Origin of the sequence: Corynebacterium mycetoides (assembly GCF_900103625.1) — a bacterium.
GTDB lineage: Bacteria > Actinomycetota > Actinomycetes > Mycobacteriales > Mycobacteriaceae > Corynebacterium > Corynebacterium mycetoides.
Window position 1 is genome coordinate 603,040 of sequence record NZ_LT629700.1, and the last position, 16,709, is coordinate 619,748.

16 protein-coding genes are annotated in these 16,709 nt (G+C 69.5%); all 16 read right to left on the minus strand.

Annotated features, from left to right (window positions below; genetic code table 11):
• Positions 1-39: 39 nt before the first annotated feature.
• Positions 40-1,053, minus strand: a complete 1,014-nt coding sequence (gene gap / locus BLS40_RS02950; RefSeq protein ID WP_092148540.1) for a type I glyceraldehyde-3-phosphate dehydrogenase — start codon at positions 1,051-1,053, stop codon at positions 40-42.
• A 150-nt stretch (positions 1,054-1,203) separates the two neighbouring features.
• On the minus strand, positions 1,204-2,214 hold the full coding sequence (gene whiA, locus BLS40_RS02955; RefSeq protein WP_092148543.1) for a DNA-binding protein WhiA: 1,011 nt from the start codon (positions 2,212-2,214) through the stop codon (positions 1,204-1,206).
• 74 nt (positions 2,215-2,288) lie between these two features.
• Positions 2,289-3,269: a gluconeogenesis factor YvcK family protein gene (locus tag BLS40_RS02960; RefSeq protein ID WP_092148546.1), complete on the minus strand. Its 981-nt coding sequence runs from the start codon at positions 3,267-3,269 to the stop codon at positions 2,289-2,291.
• Positions 3,270-3,288: 19 nt separating this feature from the next.
• On the minus strand, positions 3,289-4,164 hold the full coding sequence (gene rapZ, locus BLS40_RS02965) for an RNase adapter RapZ (RefSeq protein ID WP_092148549.1): 876 nt from the start codon (positions 4,162-4,164) through the stop codon (positions 3,289-3,291).
• 10 nt (positions 4,165-4,174) lie between these two features.
• Complete coding sequence (gene uvrC, locus BLS40_RS02970; protein WP_092148552.1) at positions 4,175-6,250, minus strand: excinuclease ABC subunit UvrC; 2,076 nt, start codon at positions 6,248-6,250, stop codon at positions 4,175-4,177.
• A gap of 6 nt (positions 6,251-6,256) precedes the next feature.
• A complete protein-coding gene (locus BLS40_RS02975; protein ID WP_092148555.1) occupies positions 6,257-6,775 on the minus strand; it encodes a PH domain-containing protein in 519 nt (172 codons plus the stop codon).
• A gap of 3 nt (positions 6,776-6,778) precedes the next feature.
• Positions 6,779-7,273: a 6,7-dimethyl-8-ribityllumazine synthase gene (gene ribH, locus BLS40_RS02980; protein WP_092148558.1), complete on the minus strand. Its 495-nt coding sequence runs from the start codon at positions 7,271-7,273 to the stop codon at positions 6,779-6,781.
• Between the two features lie 28 nt (positions 7,274-7,301).
• Entirely contained in the window at positions 7,302-8,543 is a 1,242-nt protein-coding gene (locus tag BLS40_RS02985) for a bifunctional 3,4-dihydroxy-2-butanone-4-phosphate synthase/GTP cyclohydrolase II (RefSeq protein WP_092148561.1), read from the minus strand.
• 5 nt (positions 8,544-8,548) lie between these two features.
• Positions 8,549-9,142 carry a riboflavin synthase gene (locus BLS40_RS02990; RefSeq protein WP_092148564.1) on the minus strand — a complete coding sequence of 198 codons (594 nt, stop codon included), beginning with the start codon at positions 9,140-9,142 and terminating at the stop codon, positions 8,549-8,551.
• The gene (gene ribD, locus BLS40_RS02995; protein ID WP_092148567.1) at positions 9,127-10,116 is read right to left on the minus strand and encodes a bifunctional diaminohydroxyphosphoribosylaminopyrimidine deaminase/5-amino-6-(5-phosphoribosylamino)uracil reductase RibD; all 990 of its coding nucleotides are present in this window, start codon (positions 10,114-10,116) and stop codon (positions 9,127-9,129) included. Before ribD ends, BLS40_RS02990 begins: the two co-directional genes overlap by 16 nt.
• Complete coding sequence (gene rpe / locus BLS40_RS03000) at positions 10,113-10,769, minus strand: ribulose-phosphate 3-epimerase (RefSeq protein WP_092148570.1); 657 nt, start codon at positions 10,767-10,769, stop codon at positions 10,113-10,115. Before rpe ends, ribD begins: the two co-directional genes overlap by 4 nt.
• A gap of 10 nt (positions 10,770-10,779) precedes the next feature.
• Positions 10,780-12,234 (minus strand): RsmB/NOP family class I SAM-dependent RNA methyltransferase, encoded by a 1,455-nt coding sequence (locus BLS40_RS03005; protein WP_092148575.1) that lies wholly within the window; start codon positions 12,232-12,234, stop codon positions 10,780-10,782.
• Complete coding sequence (gene fmt / locus BLS40_RS03010; protein ID WP_092148578.1) at positions 12,231-13,172, minus strand: methionyl-tRNA formyltransferase; 942 nt, start codon at positions 13,170-13,172, stop codon at positions 12,231-12,233. The genes BLS40_RS03005 and fmt overlap by 4 nt, the downstream gene beginning before the upstream one ends.
• On the minus strand, positions 13,163-13,678 hold the full coding sequence (gene def, locus BLS40_RS03015) for a peptide deformylase (protein WP_092148581.1): 516 nt from the start codon (positions 13,676-13,678) through the stop codon (positions 13,163-13,165). The genes fmt and def overlap by 10 nt, the downstream gene beginning before the upstream one ends.
• Before the next feature lie 29 nt (positions 13,679-13,707).
• A complete protein-coding gene (locus BLS40_RS03020) occupies positions 13,708-15,741 on the minus strand; it encodes a primosomal protein N' (protein WP_407922422.1) in 2,034 nt (677 codons plus the stop codon).
• Positions 15,742-15,746: 5 nt separating this feature from the next.
• Positions 15,747-16,646 (minus strand): VOC family protein, encoded by a 900-nt coding sequence (locus BLS40_RS03025; RefSeq protein ID WP_092148587.1) that lies wholly within the window; start codon positions 16,644-16,646, stop codon positions 15,747-15,749.
• Positions 16,647-16,709: the final 63 nt, after the last annotated feature.

Sequence of the window (16,709 nt, forward strand, 5' to 3'; positions counted from 1 at the left end):
CGCGCGCGTAGGCGCCGCCCCGGACTCTGCGGGTTGCACTTAGTTGAGCTTGTCGCCCACCGTCTTGGCCAGGCGGATGAACTGCTCGGTGTAGCCGTGCTCGTTGTCGTACCAGCAAATGACCTTGAGCATGTTGCCGTCAATCACGCGCGTCATGCCGGCGTCGAAGACGCCGCCGTACGGGGTGTTGATGATGTCGGAGGACACGATCGGGTCCTCGGTGTAGTGGAGGGCCTTGGCGATGTCGCCCTCCTGAGTGGCCTGCTTGACCGCAGCGTTGACCTCCTCCACGGTGACATCCCGGTCCAGGACGAGGGTGAGGTCGGTGGCGGAGCCGGTGATGGTGGGCACGCGCATGGCGAAGCCGTCGAGCTTGCCCTTGAGCTCGGGGATGACCTCGGCGACAGCCTTGGCGGCGCCCGTCGTGGTGGGCACGATGTTCTGAGCGGCGGCTCGGGCGCGGCGCAGATCCTTGTGCGGCGCGTCCTGCAGGCGCTGATCGCCCGTGTAGGCGTGGACCGTGGTCATCAGCCCGGACTTGATGCCGAAGGTGTCGTTGATGATCTTGGCCACTGGCGCCAGCGAGTTGGTCGTGCACGACGCCGCGGAGATAACGTTCATCTGGTTGGTGTAGTCCTCGTGGTTGACGCCCCAGACGAACGAGCCGTCGACCTCCTTGCCCGGGGCGGAGATGATGACCTTCTTCGCGCCGGCGTCGAGGTGGGCCTTCGCGTCCTCCTTGGTGCGGAACTTGCCCGTGCACTCGAGAACGATGTCGACGTCTTGGTCACCCCAGGCGATGTTCGCCGGATCCTTCTCCTCCGATACCTCGATGCGGTGCCCGCCGACGGTAATCGAGGTCTCGTCGTGCTCTACCTCGCGGCCGAGCGGGCCGTAGGCGGTGTCGTACTTCAGCAGGTGCGCGAGCGTCTCGTTGCCAGTCAGGTCGTTGATCTTGACAACCTCGAGATCGCCCTCGAAGTTGTCCAGAATAACGCGCAGCGAGCTGCGGCCGATGCGTCCAAATCCGTTGATGCCGATACGGGTGGTCATAGTCTGACACTCCTTAAGAAAGTTCGGTTCGTTGGTCGGCGCTGATGTGTTCCCACTGATGTGTTCCCACTGATGTGTTCCCATTAGCCCCGTCGTCGCCCAGTGTAGCCACGGACGCGCATGCCCGCTTGAGACCGAATCCGCCCGAAACTATCCGCCCTGGGCGTCCGAATCGGACTCGGAGTCCGTCGCCAGGACACTCTCGGTGTCGTGCACCCCCATTTCGGCGGCGCGCCTGTCCGCCAACGACAGCAGACGCCGGATGCGCCCGGCGACCGCGTCCTTGGTCATCTGCGGATCCGCCAGTCGGCCCAGCTCCTCCAGCGAGGCGTGGCGGTACTCCACGCGCAGCTGACCCGCCTCCGCCAGGTGCTCCGGGACGTCATCGCCCAGAATCTCCATCGCACGTTCCACACGCAGCGCCGCGGCGGCGGCCGCCTGGGCGGAGCGCCGTGTGTTGGCGTCGTCGAAGGTGGCCAGCCGCTGCCCCGTCTTCGCGCGCACCTGCTTGGTCTCGCGCTTCGTGTCCCACACGAGCCGGGCGCGCTGCGCCCCCATCCGACTCAGCAGCACGCCGATCGCGTCGCCGTCCCGCAGAAACACGCGCTCCACGCCGCGGGTCTCTTTCGTCTTCGCGGGCACAGACAGCCGCCGCGCGAGGCCCACCAGCGCCAGCGCGGCCTCCTGGCAGGGGCTTATGACCTCGAGGGCCGAGCTGCGGCCCGGCTCAGTGAGCACCCCCCGCGCGAAAAACGCCCCCCGCCAGGCGGCCTCCACCTCGGCCACGGAGCCCGAGATGATGTGGCGCGGCAGGCCGACGACCAGGTGCCCGGAGGCAGTGACGAGTTTCAGGCGGCGGATGACGTCTGTGGTTCCCTCCCCCACTCGCACCTGGTAGGAGGTCTCCCGCGAGGAGGACGAGGCAGTGGCCGTGGTCAGCGCGACCTCGACCCCGCACAGTTCCTGCAGAGAGGCGGCCAGGCGCTGGGCTATCTGCAGCTCGGCGAAGTCCGCGCACAGCGTTATCCCCGCTACCCCGCGCGGGTCCTCCGCGAGCTCACCCGCGAACCGGACCATGGCGGCCGCCTCGGCGAAGCGCGCGCTCTGGGACGGGTTATCCACCCCCAGCAGTTCGTCCTTCACCTGAGCCGTCAGCGTCACCGCGTGTACCTCCGTTTGATTGCCAATGTCGGGGCCCGGGTGAGCGCCCGCCCGGTTCTCACAGTCTAGACAGCTTACCCCGATGCGCCGCCGGGAAGCAGGGAGAGGAGCGCCCGGGCGAGCTTCTCCGGGTCGTGCGTGTTCGTGGGTGTGCCGTCCTCGGAGAAGGCGCGCAGATCCATGTAGGTGATCTCCCCGCCCACGCGCTCGGCTGTGCGCTGCAGGTGCCGGCGCTCGCCCGGGGTTGTGTTGAGGTGCTCGTCGGCTACGAAGTGGTCCACCCTCAAATCGGGTGCGTGCTGGGACAACAGGTGGATGTGGCGTTCGGTGGTGAAACCCTGCGTCTCCCCCGCCTCCGGTGAGAGGTTGAGCAGGACAACCACTGTCGCGCTGGTCTCGTTGAGCGCCGTGACGATCTCCGGCAGCAGGAGATGGGGAATGACGGAGGAGAACCACGAGCCGGGGCCGATGGTGACCACGTCGGCGTTCATGATCGCCGCGACGGCGGCCGAGTTCACGGGCGGGTCCGCCGGCAGAATGCGCACCCGGCGCACCGTCCCGGGAGTCGTGGCCACCGCGACCTGGCCGCGCACGGGGCGCAGGACCCGGGGGTCGTCGTCAAGCCCAGCGACATCCGCCTCGATGTCGAGCGGCTCGTTGCACACAGGAAGGACCCGGCCGGCGGAGCGCGTCCACCTGGACAGGGTGTCCAGTGCCGCCTGCATGCTGCCGGTTTCCGCGCTCAGACCGGCGAGGATGAGGTTGCCCACCGCGTGGCCGGCCATCGCCCCGTTTCCCCTGAAGCGGTGCTGGAGGGTGTCACGCCACAGCCGGCCGTCCTCCGAATCTTGGGTGAGCGCAGACATCGCCATGCGCAAATCCCCCGGCGGGATGAGGCCCAGCTCGCGGCGCAGCCGCCCGGACGAACCCCCGTCGTCCGCGACGGTGACCACCGCGTTGATGTGGGAGGCGCGGGCGTGGCGCGCCGCCAGCAGGGTTTGGTACAGGCCGTGGCCTCCGCCGAGGCAGGTGAATACGGGTGCAACACTACTCATCGCGTAACTCTTCGAAAGGCTAGTCGCGCTCGAGGTCGCGGTGCAGGACGTGGACGTCAACGTTGCCGCGCTCCCGGAGCCGCTCCGCCACAGCTTCCGCGACGGCGACTGAACGGTGGTGGCCGCCGGTGCACCCTATCCCCACGGTGATGAAGTCCTTGCCCTCGTGGCGGTAGCCCGCGAGCATGGAATCCAGCAGCTGGACAAAGTTATCCACGAATTCGCTCGCGCCGGGCTGGGAAAGCACGTACTCCGACACCGGGGCGTCGACGCCGCGGAACTGGCGCAGCCCCCCGATCCAGTACGGGTTCGGCAGGAAACGCACGTCCATCACGATGTCCGCGTCGCGCGGGGAGCCGTGCTTGAAGCCGAACGACTCGATGGTGACGTGCGGGCGGTCCGCCGGCAGCTCGCCCACCGACGCCTCGACAGCACGGCGCAGATCGTGGACCGAGAGGTTAGACGTGTCGATGATCACGTCCGCGACGTCCCTGACCGGCGCGAGGTCGGCGCGCTCGCGCTCGATGCCGGTGCTGAGCGTGTCGACGCCCTGTAGGGGGTGGGTGCGCCGCACGCTGTCGAAGCGCCTGATCAGGACGTCGTCACGCGCCTCGAGGTAGAGGACGAACGGATCAATCCCCCGCGCCTTGATGTCGGCGATGGTCTCCATGAGGGAGCCCGAAAAGTTACGGGCGCGCACGTCCGTGACAAACGCGAGGTGCTCGACCGGGGCGTTGCCGGCCTGCGCCATGTCAATCAGCTCGAGGATCATCGCGGGCGGCAGGTTCTGGGACACGAAGTACCCCTTGTCCTCAAAGATCTTGGCGGCGGAGGACAAGCCGCCGCCTGACAGACCCGTGATGATGACCGGCCGAATTCCCGTCTCGTGCTCCATAGGGCCCATCCTAACCGTCGGCCGGATGCAGGTGCTCGTAAATCGTCTGGGCAAGTTTCGGGCCGACGCCCTTGACCTGCTGGATATCGTCCACCGACGCCTCCCGGATCTTCTTGACGCTGCCGAAGTGCTTCACCAGGTCCGACCGGCGCGCGGGGCCGAGCCCCGGCACGCCGTCGAGCGCGGAGGCGCGCATGCGCTTCGAACGCTGCTGCCGGTGGTAGGTGATGGCGAAGCGGTGTGCCTCGTCGCGGATCTGCTGGAGCAGGTACATCCCCTCGGAGTTGCGCGGCAGGATCACAGGTTCATCATCGTCCGGCACCCAGATCTCCTCGAGGCGTTTCGCCAGGCCGATGAGCTGCACGTCGACGATCCCCAGCTCGTCGAACACCGCCTGCGCCGCGTTGACCTGCGGCTTGCCGCCATCCACAATGAACAGCTGCGGCGGGTAGGCGAAGCGCCTGTTGCCGGTCGTTTCCACGTCCGCCGCTTCGTCGGCGAACATGACCGACGCCGCCTCCTCGTCCGGGTTGGCGAGCTTATCCTCGTTGAACCGCAGGAACCTGCGGCGCGTGACCTCCGCGATGGAGCCAACGTCATCGGACCGCCCCTCCCCGGCGGCCTCCTTGATGCGGTAGCGGCGGTAGTCGCTCTTTTTCGGCAGCCCGTCCTCGAACACCACCAGCGAGGCGACGACGTCGGTGCCCTGGATGTGGGAGATATCGGTGCACTCCATGCGCAAAGGGGCCTCGTCCATCCCGAGCGCGTCCTGGATGTCCTGCAGCGCCTGGGAGCGGGCCGTGAGATCGCCCACCCGCCGCAGCTTGTGCTGGCGCAGCGCCTCGACGGCGTTGCGGTTGACGGTCTGCATGAGCGCAGCCTTGTCGCCGCGCTGCGGCACGCGGATGTCCACGGGCCCGCCGCGCAGCTCGGCGAGCAGCTCCGCGACGTCGCCGGCCTCCTCCGGCAGGGTGTCCACGAGGATCTCGTGCGGGATGGGCACGGCGGCCCCGGCCGGGGCGTGTGACTCCTGGTCGACCCCTCTGCGGCGCACCTTCGACGCACGCAGACGGGCGTCTTCCGCCTCCTCCTCGCGCGCTCGGTCCACGATGTCGGAGTAATACTGCACGAGGAAGTCGCGCATGAGCGCGGGCAGCGCCGGGTCCTCCTGGCCCTCGTCCAGCCTCTCGAGGCTGCCCGGCTCGTCGCCGGTCTTTTCCACCACCCAGCCGCGCTGGGCGCGGATGCGGCCGTCACGCACGACGAAGATCTGCGCCGCCGCCTCCAGCTCGTCGGTGTCGAAGGCGATGATGTCTGCGTCCGTTCCCACTGACAAGACCACGGTCTGGCGCTCCATGACCTTGTTCACAGCATCGAGGTCGTCGCGCAACCGCGCCGCTTTCTCGAACTCGAGCTCGGCGGCCGCGTCGTTCATGCGCTGGGTCAGCTGCTTCACCACGTCGTCGGTGCGCCCGGACATGAACCCCATGAAGCCGCGCACCGTCTGGTCGTACTCCTCCTCGGTCACCCGGCCCACGCACGGCGCGGAGCACTTGTCGATGTACCCGAGCAGGCAGGGCCTGCCGAGCGCTTCGTGGCGGTTATACACCCCGTTCGAACACGTGCGGATGGGGAAGACGCGGGTGAGCAGGTCGAGTGTCTCCCGCACCGCCCACGCGTGCGAGAACGGGCCGAAATAGCGCACGCCCTTGCGCCGCGGCCCGCGGTAGAAGAACGCGCGCGGGAACTTCTCCCCCACGCTGACTGCCAGCATGGGGTAGCTCTTGTCGTCGCGGTACATGACGTTGAACCACGGGTCGAAGCGCTTGATCCACGTGTACTCGAGCTGCAGCGCCTCGACCTCGCTCGCCACCACGGTCCACTCGACGGAGGAGGCGGTGGTGACCATCTGGCGGGTGCGCGGGTGCAGCTGGTTGAGCGGCTGGAAGTAGTTGTTCAGCCGGGAGCGCAGGTTTTTCGCCTTGCCCACGTACACGACGCGGCCGGAAGGGTCGCGGAACTTGTACACCCCCGGCTCCGTCGGGATCGTCCCGGGCGCCGGGCGGTAGGTTTCAGGGTTCGCCATCGGCGCCTAGCTCTCGGGCATGTATTCGGCTTCGAGGGCACGGAACTTATCGACGGCCTCGAGCGCGCGCTTTCCGTCTCCCGACTGGATCGCCCACAGCGGCACGTACTCGAACTCCGGCAACTCGAGCCGGGCCATGCGCGCCGAGCGCGGGAAGGACAGGCCGTAAATGACGAGCCAGGGGTAGAAGCGGGTGCCAATGATGTTGCGGACCTCGACCCCGTCTTTGTTTACCCGCACTCGAGGCCGGGTGAGGCAAATCCAGGACACCACGGAAATGATGAGGCCGATTCCGGGGAACGCGATTTTGTCTACCGGGGTGAACGTCATCCCGGTGAACTCGACGTCGAGCACGGCGGCCATGAAGATGTGCACCGCCATGACGAGCACGACCCAGCCGGCGGCCACCTTGCGCAGAAACGGCGACGTGATCTCTAGCTCCCACGGCGCGGACGAGGTGACGGCGTGGGGGTCCGCCGCGTAGAGCCGCAGCAGTTCCTCGTCGCTCAGCTTGTTACCCGTCATGTCCTAACCTCTTTCCTGCTTCCGCCCCACAACCCGGACTTTGGCCAGCTCCACAGCCGCGCCGAGAGCGGCGGCGACGGCGTCGGCGCCCTTGTCTTCCTTCGCGTCCTCACCGCCGGCGCGCTCCAGCGCCTGGTCCTCGTCGTCCACGGTGAGGACGCCGTTGCCCACCGGCGTCTCCTCGTCTAAGGCAACGCGCGTCAGGCCGGCCGTCACGGACTCACAGACGTAGGTGAAGTGCGCCGTCTCGCCGCGGATGACGCAGCCGAGGGCCACCACGGCGTCGTAGCGGCGGGCGCAGGCTTGCACCACGACGGGCAGCTCGAGCGCCCCGGCGACCCAGTACTCGTCAACCTTCGCGCCGAAGCCGCGCGCGGTCTCGACAGCCCGCGCGTGGAGCTGGGAGACGATCTTCTCGTTCCAGCGGGTCGAGACGATGGCCACGGTCATGCCCTCGGCGTTGGCTCGCGGAATCTCGGGCGCGCCCTGATGCGACATTGCTGTTCGGTTTCCTTTCGTGTGCGGGCTAGCTCGGCTCGGTCCAGTGAAGTACCGAGGGTAGGTCGTGGCCGAGTCGCTCGCGCTTCGTTCGCAGGTAGCGGATGTTGTCGTGTGACGGAACGATTTCGATTCTAGTCCGGCCGTCAACACGCGGTCCGTAGCCGTGGAGCGCCTCGAGCTTGTCCGGGTTGTTGCTGAGCAGCTCGAAGGAGTCCACTCCGAGATCCGCGAGGATCTGCCCGGCCACGGAGTACTCGCGGGCGTCGATAGGCAGGCCCTGCTCCAAGTTGGCGTCGACGGTGTCAAACCCGAGGTCCTGCAGCCGGTAGGCCTCCAGCTTCGCCAGCAGCCCGATGCCTCGGCCCTCGTGTCCGCGCACGTAGACAATGATGCCGCGGCCGGCCTCCTGCACCCGGCGCATGGATTCGTGCAGCTGGGGGCCGCAGTCGCAGCGTCGCGACGCGAACACGTCGCCGGTGAGGCACTCGGAGTGTACGCGGACCAGGACCCCGGACTCGCCCGCGACATCTCCGACGACCAGCGCGACGTGCTCGGTGCCGTCGACCTCGTTGCGGTAGCCGTACGCGGTGAACTCGCCGAACTCGGTGGGCAGGCGCGTGGACGTGACACGGGTGACGAAGCGTTCGTGGTGGCGCCGGTAGCTGATGAGCTGGTCAATCGAGATCATTGCCAGGTTGTGCTCGTCGGCGAAACGGCGCAGCTCGGGCCCGCGGGCCATGTCGGTGGGGTCCGCGTCCGAGACGATCTCACAGAGCACCCCGGCCGGGCGCAACCCCGCCAGCCGGGCGAGATCCACAGACGCCTCGGTGTGCCCGTTGCGGGCCAGCACACCGTTCTCGCGGGCCCGGAGGGGCACGATGTGGCCGGGCCGGGTGAAGTCGTCCGCGCCGCGGGCGGGGTCGGCCATCCGCTGGATGGTCTCGCAGCGAGAACGCGCGGAGATGCCCGTGGTGCCCGTGGCGGCGTCCACTGTCACCGTGTACGCGGTGGAGCGCACGTCCTCGTTGCGTGCCACCATGGGCGGCAGGTTGAGGCGGTCCGCATCCTCGTTTTCCAGGGCAACGCAGATGTAGCCGGAGGTGTGGCGCACCATGAACGCCACGAGCTCGGGCGTGGCCTTCTCGGCCGCGAAAATCAGGTCGCCCTCATTCTCCCTGTCCTCGTTGTCCACGACGATGACCGCCTCTCCCCGGGCAATGGCGGCAATCGCGTCCTCGACGCTGTCTAGGGAAACGGGGCCACTCATAGCGTTCAATGGTAGCCCCCCACCATCTTCTCCACGTACTTAGCCACGATGTCCACCTCGAGGTTGGCCTCGTCGCCGGCCGCGAGCCCGCCCGCGGTCGTCTCCGCCAGCGTCGTGGGGATGAGCGAGACCTCGAAAAAGTCCTCGCCGACCGCCGAAACCGTCAGCGAGGTGCCGTTGACCGTGATCGAGCCCTTCTCCACCACGTAGCGCTCGAGCTCGGCCGGCAGGGTGAACCGGAGCACTTCCCAGTGCTCCGACGCCTCGCGCGAGACCAGCCGGGCCACGGCGTCCACGTGGCCCTGCACGATGTGCCCTCCCATGCGCTGCCCTGCCGCCAGTGCGCGCTCGAGGTTGACCTTGGTCCCGGGCGCGTACGAGCCGAGGCGGGAGCGCTTCAGCGTCTCGGCCATCACGTCCGCGGTAAAAACCCCGTCTGAGGTGTCGACCACCGTGAGGCAGACGCCGTCGACAGCGATCGAATCGCCGTGGGCCGCGTCCTCGGTCACCCGCGGGGAGCGGATGGCGATGCGCACGGCGTCCCCGAGCGTCTCCAGGCCTACGACCTCGCCGATGTCCTCCACTAGTCCTGTGAACACGTTGTCTCCATTTCTATCAGCACGTCGTTGCCCAGCACGGTCACTCCCGTTAGCTCAAAACGCGGCGCGTCGGGCAATGATTCCGCCAGCGCCCCGGTGAGCACTCCCCGGCCGTCGCCGAGCAGCAGCGGAGCCACGTACGCCTGCACGCGGTCGACCGCACCCAGCCGGAAAAAGCTGGTCGTAAGCGTCGCCCCTCCCTCGACGAGGACGTCGCGCGCGCCGGATTCCCACAGCGCGTCCAGGGCCCCCTCGGGGGTGGCGTACTGCTCGAACCCGAGGCGCGAGAGGTTTCCTTCCGGCACTGTCCGCGTGCCGACGACCACCCGACGCGGCTGCCTCTCGCGCTCGATGCCGTCCGGCCAGCGAGCTGTGAGCGAGGGATTGTCTGCCACAACGGTGCCCGTCCCGACGATGACGGCGTCGCGCAGGCAGCGGTCCTCGTGCACGTGCCCGCGGGCGGCCGGGCCGGTGATCCACTGGCTCGTCCCGTCGACGGCGGCGGTGAACCCGTCGACGCTCGCGGCGAACTTGACGGTCACCGACGGCCTGCCGTGGCGCACGGAGCGCAGCCATGGTTGCAGGGCCTCAACGCGCTGCGGCTCGTACCGCACGGTGACGCCGCGGCTGCGCAGGTACTGTGCTCCTCCGGCGGCCACGGGGTTCGGGTCGGCGGTTAAGTAGATGACGGTGTCCACCCCGGCGTCGGCAAGCGCGAGGGCGCACGGGCCGGTGCGCCCGGTGTGGTTGCACGGCTCGAGGGTGACCACGGCCGTCGAGCCGCGTGCCCGCTCCCCGGCGGCAGCAAGGGCGTTGACCTCCGCGTGCGGCCCGCCCGCGGGCGAGGTGGCCCCGGTGGCGATGAGTGAACCGGCGGCGTCGTACAGCGCGCAGCCCACCGGCGGATTGGGCGAGGTCGTGCCCCGCACGGCATCCCCCGCCTTGAGCGCCGCGGAGTACTCGAACGGGCTCACCGCGCCGCCAGCGCCACGGAGCGCAGGGTGTCCACGGCCGCCGCCGGGTCGTCACTGCCAAACACCGCCGAGCCCGCCACGAAAGAGTCCACGCCGGCCGCGGCTGCCTGGGCGATCGTGGCCTCGGCGATGCCGCCGTCGATGGCGATGATGGTGCTCAAACCGGCCCCCGCGATGTGGTCGCGCAGCACGCGGACCTTGTCTAGTACCTCCGGCATGAACTTCTGCCCGCCGAAACCGGGCTCCACGCTCATGATCATGACTTCCTCGACGTGCTCCAGGCTGTCGAGATAGGGTTCAATGGGCGTGCCCGGCTTGACGGCGAAGCCCGCCTGGACGCCGAGCTCGTGCGCCTGCCGCGCGGCGGCGACGTGGTCGGGTGTCGCCTCGACGTGGAACACCAGGCGGTCGCCCCCGGCCTCGGCGTAGGTGGCAAACCACTTCTCGGGCTGCTCGATCATCAGGTGCATGTCCAGGAACTGGTCCGTGACCCCGTTGACCGCCCGGGTCACGTCCGGGCCGAACGACAGATTGGGCACGAAGTGGCCGTCCATGATGTCCACGTGGAGCAGATCGGCGTTGGGCACCTTGAGCACGTCACTGCCCAGCGCCGCGTAGTCTGCCGCCAGGATGGAGGGGGCGATGTAGATCATGGCCCCCACCCTACTTTTTCCGCAGGACGGCAAAGAACATCGCGTCGGTGCCGTGGCGGTGGGGCCACATCTGCACGCTCTTGGCGTCGCCGGTGCCCTCCATCCCGGGGACGAACTGCCGGGCGTCGAGCTCGTCGACCTCGCCTCCCGCGAGCACCGCATCGACGACTCCGCGCGTCTCCCGCACGTCCGGCGAGCAGGTGGAGTACACCACCGCCCCGCCCGGTTTTGCCAGGCGGATCGCGGATTCGAGCAGCTCACGCTGCAGGACGGTCAGCTGCGCGATCTCGGACTCCTGCTTCTTCCACCTAGCCTCCGGGCGCCGACGCAGGGCGCCGAGTCCGGAGCAGGGGGCGTCGACAAGCACGCGGTCGAACCCCGGCTCGAGGCCCGGGTCGCGGCCGTCGGCAACCGTGACGGTAACCGGTAGGCCCTTGACCGCCTTGCGGATGAGCTCCGCCCGGTGGTCGCTGATCTCGATGGCGTCGACGCGGGCGCCCTCGATCCCGGCGAGTGAGCCGAGCAGGGCGGCCTTGCCGCCGGGTCCGGCGCACAGGTCGAGCCAGCGGCCGCCGTCGTCCTCCACCGGCACTTCCGCCGCGGCGCGCGCGATGAGCTGGGAGCCTTCGTCCTGCACGCCGGCGATGCCGTCTCGCACCGGCTCGAGCGCGCCCGGGTCGCCCTCGGGCAGGTAGACGGCGTAGGGCGAGTACGTCCCCTCGTCGCCGCCGGTGATTGCCGCAAGCTCCGCGGCGGAGATCTCGCCGGGGCGCGCGACCAGGTGCACGACGGGCCGCTCCGAGTCCGCCTCCAGGGCGGCGCGCAGCTCCCCGTCTGCGCCATCTGCGGCGGCATTCGCGGCGAGGGCCGCGCGGAACGACCGGGCGATCCACTCGGGGTGCGCGGTGGCAAACGCCACCTCCGCAACGGGCTCGTCCGGGGCGAGCTGCTCCATCCACTCGTGCGCCGGAGTGCGCGCGATGGTGCGCAGGACGGCGTTGGCAAAGCCCTTCGCCTTGACCGCACCCGCCGCCTCAACCAGCCTGACGGAGGTGTCCACGGCGGCGTGATCGTCCACCCGCATGTACAGCAGCTGGTAGGCCCCGAGGCGCAGCGCGGCGAGGACCTCGGGTGCGATCTTGTCGAGCTCGCGCGAGGAGCACTTCGCAATGACGGCGTCGAGCACCCCCTGGGCGCGCAGCGTTCCGTAGGCCAGCTCGGTGGCGAAGGCCGCGTCGCGGCCGGTGATTGCGCGTTCGCCCAGCAGCTTGGGCAGCACGAGGTTGGCGAAGGCGTCGTCGGTATCCACGCGCCTGACAACCTCGTATGCGGCCTCGCGGGCACCGTCGCCGATGCGCGCCGGGGCGGCCGACTGGCGGCGCCGCTCGGCTCCTGCTCGTGCCGGCGCCGGTGCCGGGTTTTCCTCCCGGCGGCCTTTCGCCCGCGACCTGAACCCTCCGCTCATTCGAACACGATCCTTTCTGTCTCCTTCACCCCGCGCGCCCAGTCGGCGGCGGCCATCATCTTCTTGCCCGGCGGCTGGATGCGGGTCAAGCGCACCGCGGAGGTGCCGGTGCCCACCAAAACGGCGTCCTTGGACGCGCTGACGTGCCCCGGGGCAAGCTCGCCGGCCGGATCACCTGCCCGATCACCGGCCGGTTCCACGCGGCCGAGTTTCACGCGCTGACCGCCCATCGTCGTCCACGCGCCGGGGGCCGGGGTGTGGGCGCGGATGGAGCGGTCGATCTCGTCGGCCGAGGCGGACCAGTCGACGCGGGCGTCGGCGGTGGTGATTTTGGGTGCGTAGGTGCCCTCCCCGGGCTGGGCCACCGGCGTGACCGCCCCCTGCTCGAGCCCCGTCATCGTCTCCACCAGCAGGTCGGCGCCCCTGTAGGCGAGCCTGGTCAGCAGGTCGTCGGCGGTATCCGTCGGGTGGATCGGCTCGTGGATGTGGCCGAGGATGTCACCGGTGTCCAGGCCCTTGTCAATGCGGAAGGTCGTCGCGCCGGTGTCCGCGTCGCCGTTTCTGATCGCCGCCTGCACCGGCGCGGCGCCGCGCCAGCTCGGCAACAGCGAGAAGTGCAGGTTGACCCAGCCGTGGCGGGGGATGTCCAGCATATCCTCGGGGATGAGGTTGCCGTAGGCGACCACCGGGATGGCGTCGGGTGCGAGGTTGCGCAGGGCCTCCCGGATGTCGCCGTTACCTTTGAGCGTGGGCGGGTCGAGAACCTCAATGCCGTGGGCGAGCGCCACCTCCTTCACCGGCGACGGGTGCAACGTGCGCCCGCGGCCCTTGGGGGCGTCGGGGCGCGTGAGCACGGCCACCACCTCGTGCTCGGAGGCGACGAGCCGCTCCAGCGCCACGACGGCGGGCTCGGGCGTGCCGGCGAAAATTAGTCGCATGACGGTATCCCCCTTTGGAACCAATCGGCGCCGCGGATGTTCGACATAGCCTCTTTGCGGGCCTCGGGTTCCATCCGGCGCATGAACATGATGCCGTCCAGGTGGTCGGTTTCGTGTTGGATGCAGCGCGCAAGCAGGCCGGTGCCAGAGATTGCGAGCGGCCGGCCGTCCGCGTCGACACCGGTGGCGATGACGCTGTTGTGGCGGGTCACGGTGCCGCCGACACCGGGTACGGAAAGGCAGCCCTCGGTGCCGGTCTGCGTGTCGACGCCTGCCGGCTTCCAGACGGGGTTGACGATGTGTCCGCGCATGCCCTGGCAATCGAACACGAACACCCGGGCGGTCGCGCCAATCTGGTTGGCCGCCAGCCCCACCCCGCCGGCGTGATCCATCGTCTCCAGCATGTCTCCCACCAGGGTGCGCAACTGCTCGTCGAACCGGGTCACCGGCGAGGCCACGGTGTTGAGCACCGGGTCGCCGAACAGTCGGATCTTGCGTAGTGCCATGCCGTCGAGCTTAGCCAGCGCGCCCGCGGCTACCCAATATGCACGGGGTCGACCTGGATCCGCAGCGGCGCCTCCTGCTTGCGGGCGGCCCTGCTCACCATCGCGGCGCGCAGCGCGCGGCCCAGCTCGTCCCGGCCGGTGAGCGGGCTGCGCACGAGCATGCGCTGGGCGGGTCCGAGCGCGCCGCGGTCCCACTCGCCGGGCAGGTCGGCGCCGGCGGGCAGGTCGACGGGTCCGAGCTTTTCCGCGTGCGCAGGCAGCTCGGCGTGCGCGAAGAAGTCCTCCAGCGCCTCGCGGGGGGCGTCGACAAGCGCGACATGCACCGCGGGAGGAAAGCGCGCCTCCCGGCGCATGCTCAGCTCCAGGCCCGCGTGCCCGGCGGCATCCCACCGGATGAGGTGCTGGACCACCGGCAGCGAGGGCTCGGCCACGACGACCACCTCTCCTCCCTTGCCGGCGGGGTTGACCAGGGTAGCCGCGGCGAGCCACTTCTCCAGAGTCTCCTCTGCGGCGCGCAGATCGGGGCGGCCGAGCAGAGCCCACGTGTCCAGGAGCACCGCCGCGCCGTAGCTGCCCCCGGACACGGGCGGTTCCGCGCCGGGGGTGGCCACAACGATGGCCGGGTCGCCTGGCACCTCGCTGAGAATCTTGTCCCCCCAGGACGTGCGCACGCGGTGCTTCGGAAACGCCCTGCCCAGCTCGTCGGCGGTGCGCTCCGTGCCCAGCACCACCGCGCGCAAACGCCGCGAGCCGCACACGGGGCACACGTGCGCGGCGTCCATGCGGCCGCACCAGCGGCACGTCGGGGCCGCGGTTTCCGACGACGGCAGGCCCAGTGGCCCGTTGCACCAGCGGCAACGCGCGGGGGTGCGGCAGGATCCGCAGGCCAGGGTTTGCACATAGCCCGCCCGCGGGACCTGGAACAGCACGGGTTCTCCCCGCTGCAGCGCACTGGTGGCCGCCGCGAAAGCCACCGACGGGATCCGCGCCTCCCGGGCTCTCGGGTCCCGCTCCAGCGCGATGTCGGAGTCGCCCGCGGCGCGGATGAGCGGGGACAGCGCCCGCAGCGCGGCCCTGGGAGCCACCAGCTCGTGCATCCACCCCGACTCGACCAGCAGCTGGGTTTCCGCCGTCCTGGAGTGCCCGCCGATGATGAGCGACGCCTTCTCCTGCGCCGAGCGCGTCGTGAGCACCTCGCGGGCGTGGACGTACGGGGCCCGCGGGTCGGCCAGCGAGTCGTCCCCGTCGTGCATGAGCACGATGAGCCGCAGCTTGTCGACGGGCGCGAAGGCGGCCGAACGCGTCCCCACGACCAGGCGGCCCTGGCCGTGCAGGATGGACAGGAACCGCGAGTAGCGCGCCTGCGGCCCCTGCGAGGCCGTCAGCGTGGTGATCTGCCGGGGGCCGACGAACTGGCGCAGCTGCGCCTCGCACGCGTCGACGTCGCGCTGGCCGGGCACCACCACGAGCACCCCGCCGCCGTCGTCGGCGACTTTCGCGCCGAGCGCGGCCACGAGCTCCGGCCACCGCTGCCCGGGGGCGATCTGCCACGCCGCCCGGACGAGGCGGCCGCCGAGCACCGCGTCCACGAACGACTCGCCGTGTTCGTAGGTGCTCCACCCGGCGAGGTCGGGCTCAGTGAACTCCCCCAGCTGCTCCCACGGCGTCGTGGTGTCGGTTTCCTCCGCTTTGGCGTGGCGTGCGGGGAGGGCGGTGCGGTAAATGTCGGAGCGCACGCCCGCGTACCGGGCGCTGAGCGCGTCGACAAGCGAGCGGATCTTCTGCGGGGCAACGACCTCGGCGCTGATGACCCGCTCGATAAACCGCAGCGACCCCTCGTGCTCGGAGGTGGCGCGGCGCTCTAGTACCAGCGCGTCGACGAGGCGGCCCGCGAAGCGGATACGGACCCGCACCCCGGGCACGGCCGCGGGAGAGTCGGCCTCGGTGACCAGGTAGTCGAACGGGCGGTCAAGGTGTGCGAGGCCCAACAGCGGAAGCACCCGCGCCACCGGGTTAGCGGCGGCGGCGGATGAGTCGGTCTTCGGGCCTGCCATGGGCCAGATTGTAGTTAGCTCGCGGCGGCGGAGGTAACCCGGATGACGGTGTTCCACGGGTCCTCGAACGACAGCGTGCGGCCGTCGTTTCGCGTGGCCAGGCCGTGGTCCTTCAGACGGGCTTCAAGCGCGGCGAGGTCGTCATCGCGCTGGACGTCGATATCGACGCGGCCCAGGCCGAGGGCTGCCGCGCGGGGGCCGGCTCCGAGGCTGTTCCACGTGTTCAGGGCGATGTGGTGGTGGTAGCCGCCCGCGGAGACGAACAACGCGGAGCTCAGCTCGCCCCTGACCTCGAAGCCGAGGGTTGTGACGTAAAAGTCGCGGGCCGCGTCGATGTTGCCCACCTGCAGGTGCACGTGGCCGAGGGTGCCGCCAAGCGCCACCGGGGAATCGGGCGCGTGGCGGGAAAGAAACGCGTTGGGGTCGAGCGGGTCGGTGGCCAGGGCGTAGAGACCGCTGTCCTCCTTCACCCACTGGTCGCGGGGACGGTCGACGTAGAGCTCCACCCCGTTGCCCTCCGGGTCATCGAAGTAGAACGCCTCGCTGTAAAGGTGGTCGGCGCTGCCGGTGAAGCTGCGCGGGTACGCCGACGCGACGGAGGCGACCGAGGCGGCGAGAAGCTCGGGCGTGGGAAAAAGCACGGCCGTGTGGAATAGCCCGGCGTCGTTGCGGCTCGGTACGGGGAGGTTCGGCTCGCGGCGCAGGGTGACCAAGTCGGTCCCGCTCAGACCCAGTGCCGTGGCATCGCCGCCCTGCTGGAGGACGTCTAAGCCCACGCCCTGATTGTAGAAGCGCACCATGGCGTCCATGTCGCGCACGAGCAGCTCGACTGCGCCCATGCTCAGGTCGGCGGGCAGCAGATCGTCCGGGTTGCGTTTGACCAGGGAATCGGGGTGTGGTGTCTGGGTGAACATGCGGGCTCCTTGGGGATCGTTTATTTGCACTGTGAAGTGAACCCTAACCGCCTTTACTTCATC

Excerpts from the sequence above, each read along its gene's own strand:
- gap (WP_092148540.1), bottom strand. The coding sequence starts at position 1,053 with ATGACCACCCGTATCGGCATCAACGGATTTGGACGCATCGGCCGCAGC.
- BLS40_RS02960 (WP_092148546.1), bottom strand. The coding sequence starts at position 3,269 with ATGAGTAGTGTTGCACCCGTATTCACCTGCCTCGGCGGAGGCCACGGC.
- rapZ (WP_092148549.1), bottom strand. The coding sequence starts at position 4,164 with ATGGAGCACGAGACGGGAATTCGGCCGGTCATCATCACGGGTCTGTCA.
- uvrC (WP_092148552.1), bottom strand. The coding sequence starts at position 6,250 with ATGGCGAACCCTGAAACCTACCGCCCGGCGCCCGGGACGATCCCGACG.
- BLS40_RS02975 (WP_092148555.1), bottom strand. The coding sequence starts at position 6,775 with ATGACGGGTAACAAGCTGAGCGACGAGGAACTGCTGCGGCTCTACGCG.
- ribH (WP_092148558.1), bottom strand. The coding sequence starts at position 7,273 with ATGTCGCATCAGGGCGCGCCCGAGATTCCGCGAGCCAACGCCGAGGGC.
- BLS40_RS02985 (WP_092148561.1), bottom strand. The coding sequence starts at position 8,543 with ATGAGTGGCCCCGTTTCCCTAGACAGCGTCGAGGACGCGATTGCCGCC.
- rpe (WP_092148570.1), bottom strand. The coding sequence starts at position 10,769 with ATGATCTACATCGCCCCCTCCATCCTGGCGGCAGACTACGCGGCGCTG.
- BLS40_RS03005 (WP_092148575.1), bottom strand. The coding sequence starts at position 12,234 with ATGAGCGGAGGGTTCAGGTCGCGGGCGAAAGGCCGCCGGGAGGAAAAC.
- fmt (WP_092148578.1), bottom strand. The coding sequence starts at position 13,172 with ATGCGACTAATTTTCGCCGGCACGCCCGAGCCCGCCGTCGTGGCGCTG.
- def (WP_092148581.1), bottom strand. The coding sequence starts at position 13,678 with ATGGCACTACGCAAGATCCGACTGTTCGGCGACCCGGTGCTCAACACC.
- BLS40_RS03025 (WP_092148587.1), bottom strand. The coding sequence starts at position 16,646 with ATGTTCACCCAGACACCACACCCCGATTCCCTGGTCAAACGCAACCCG.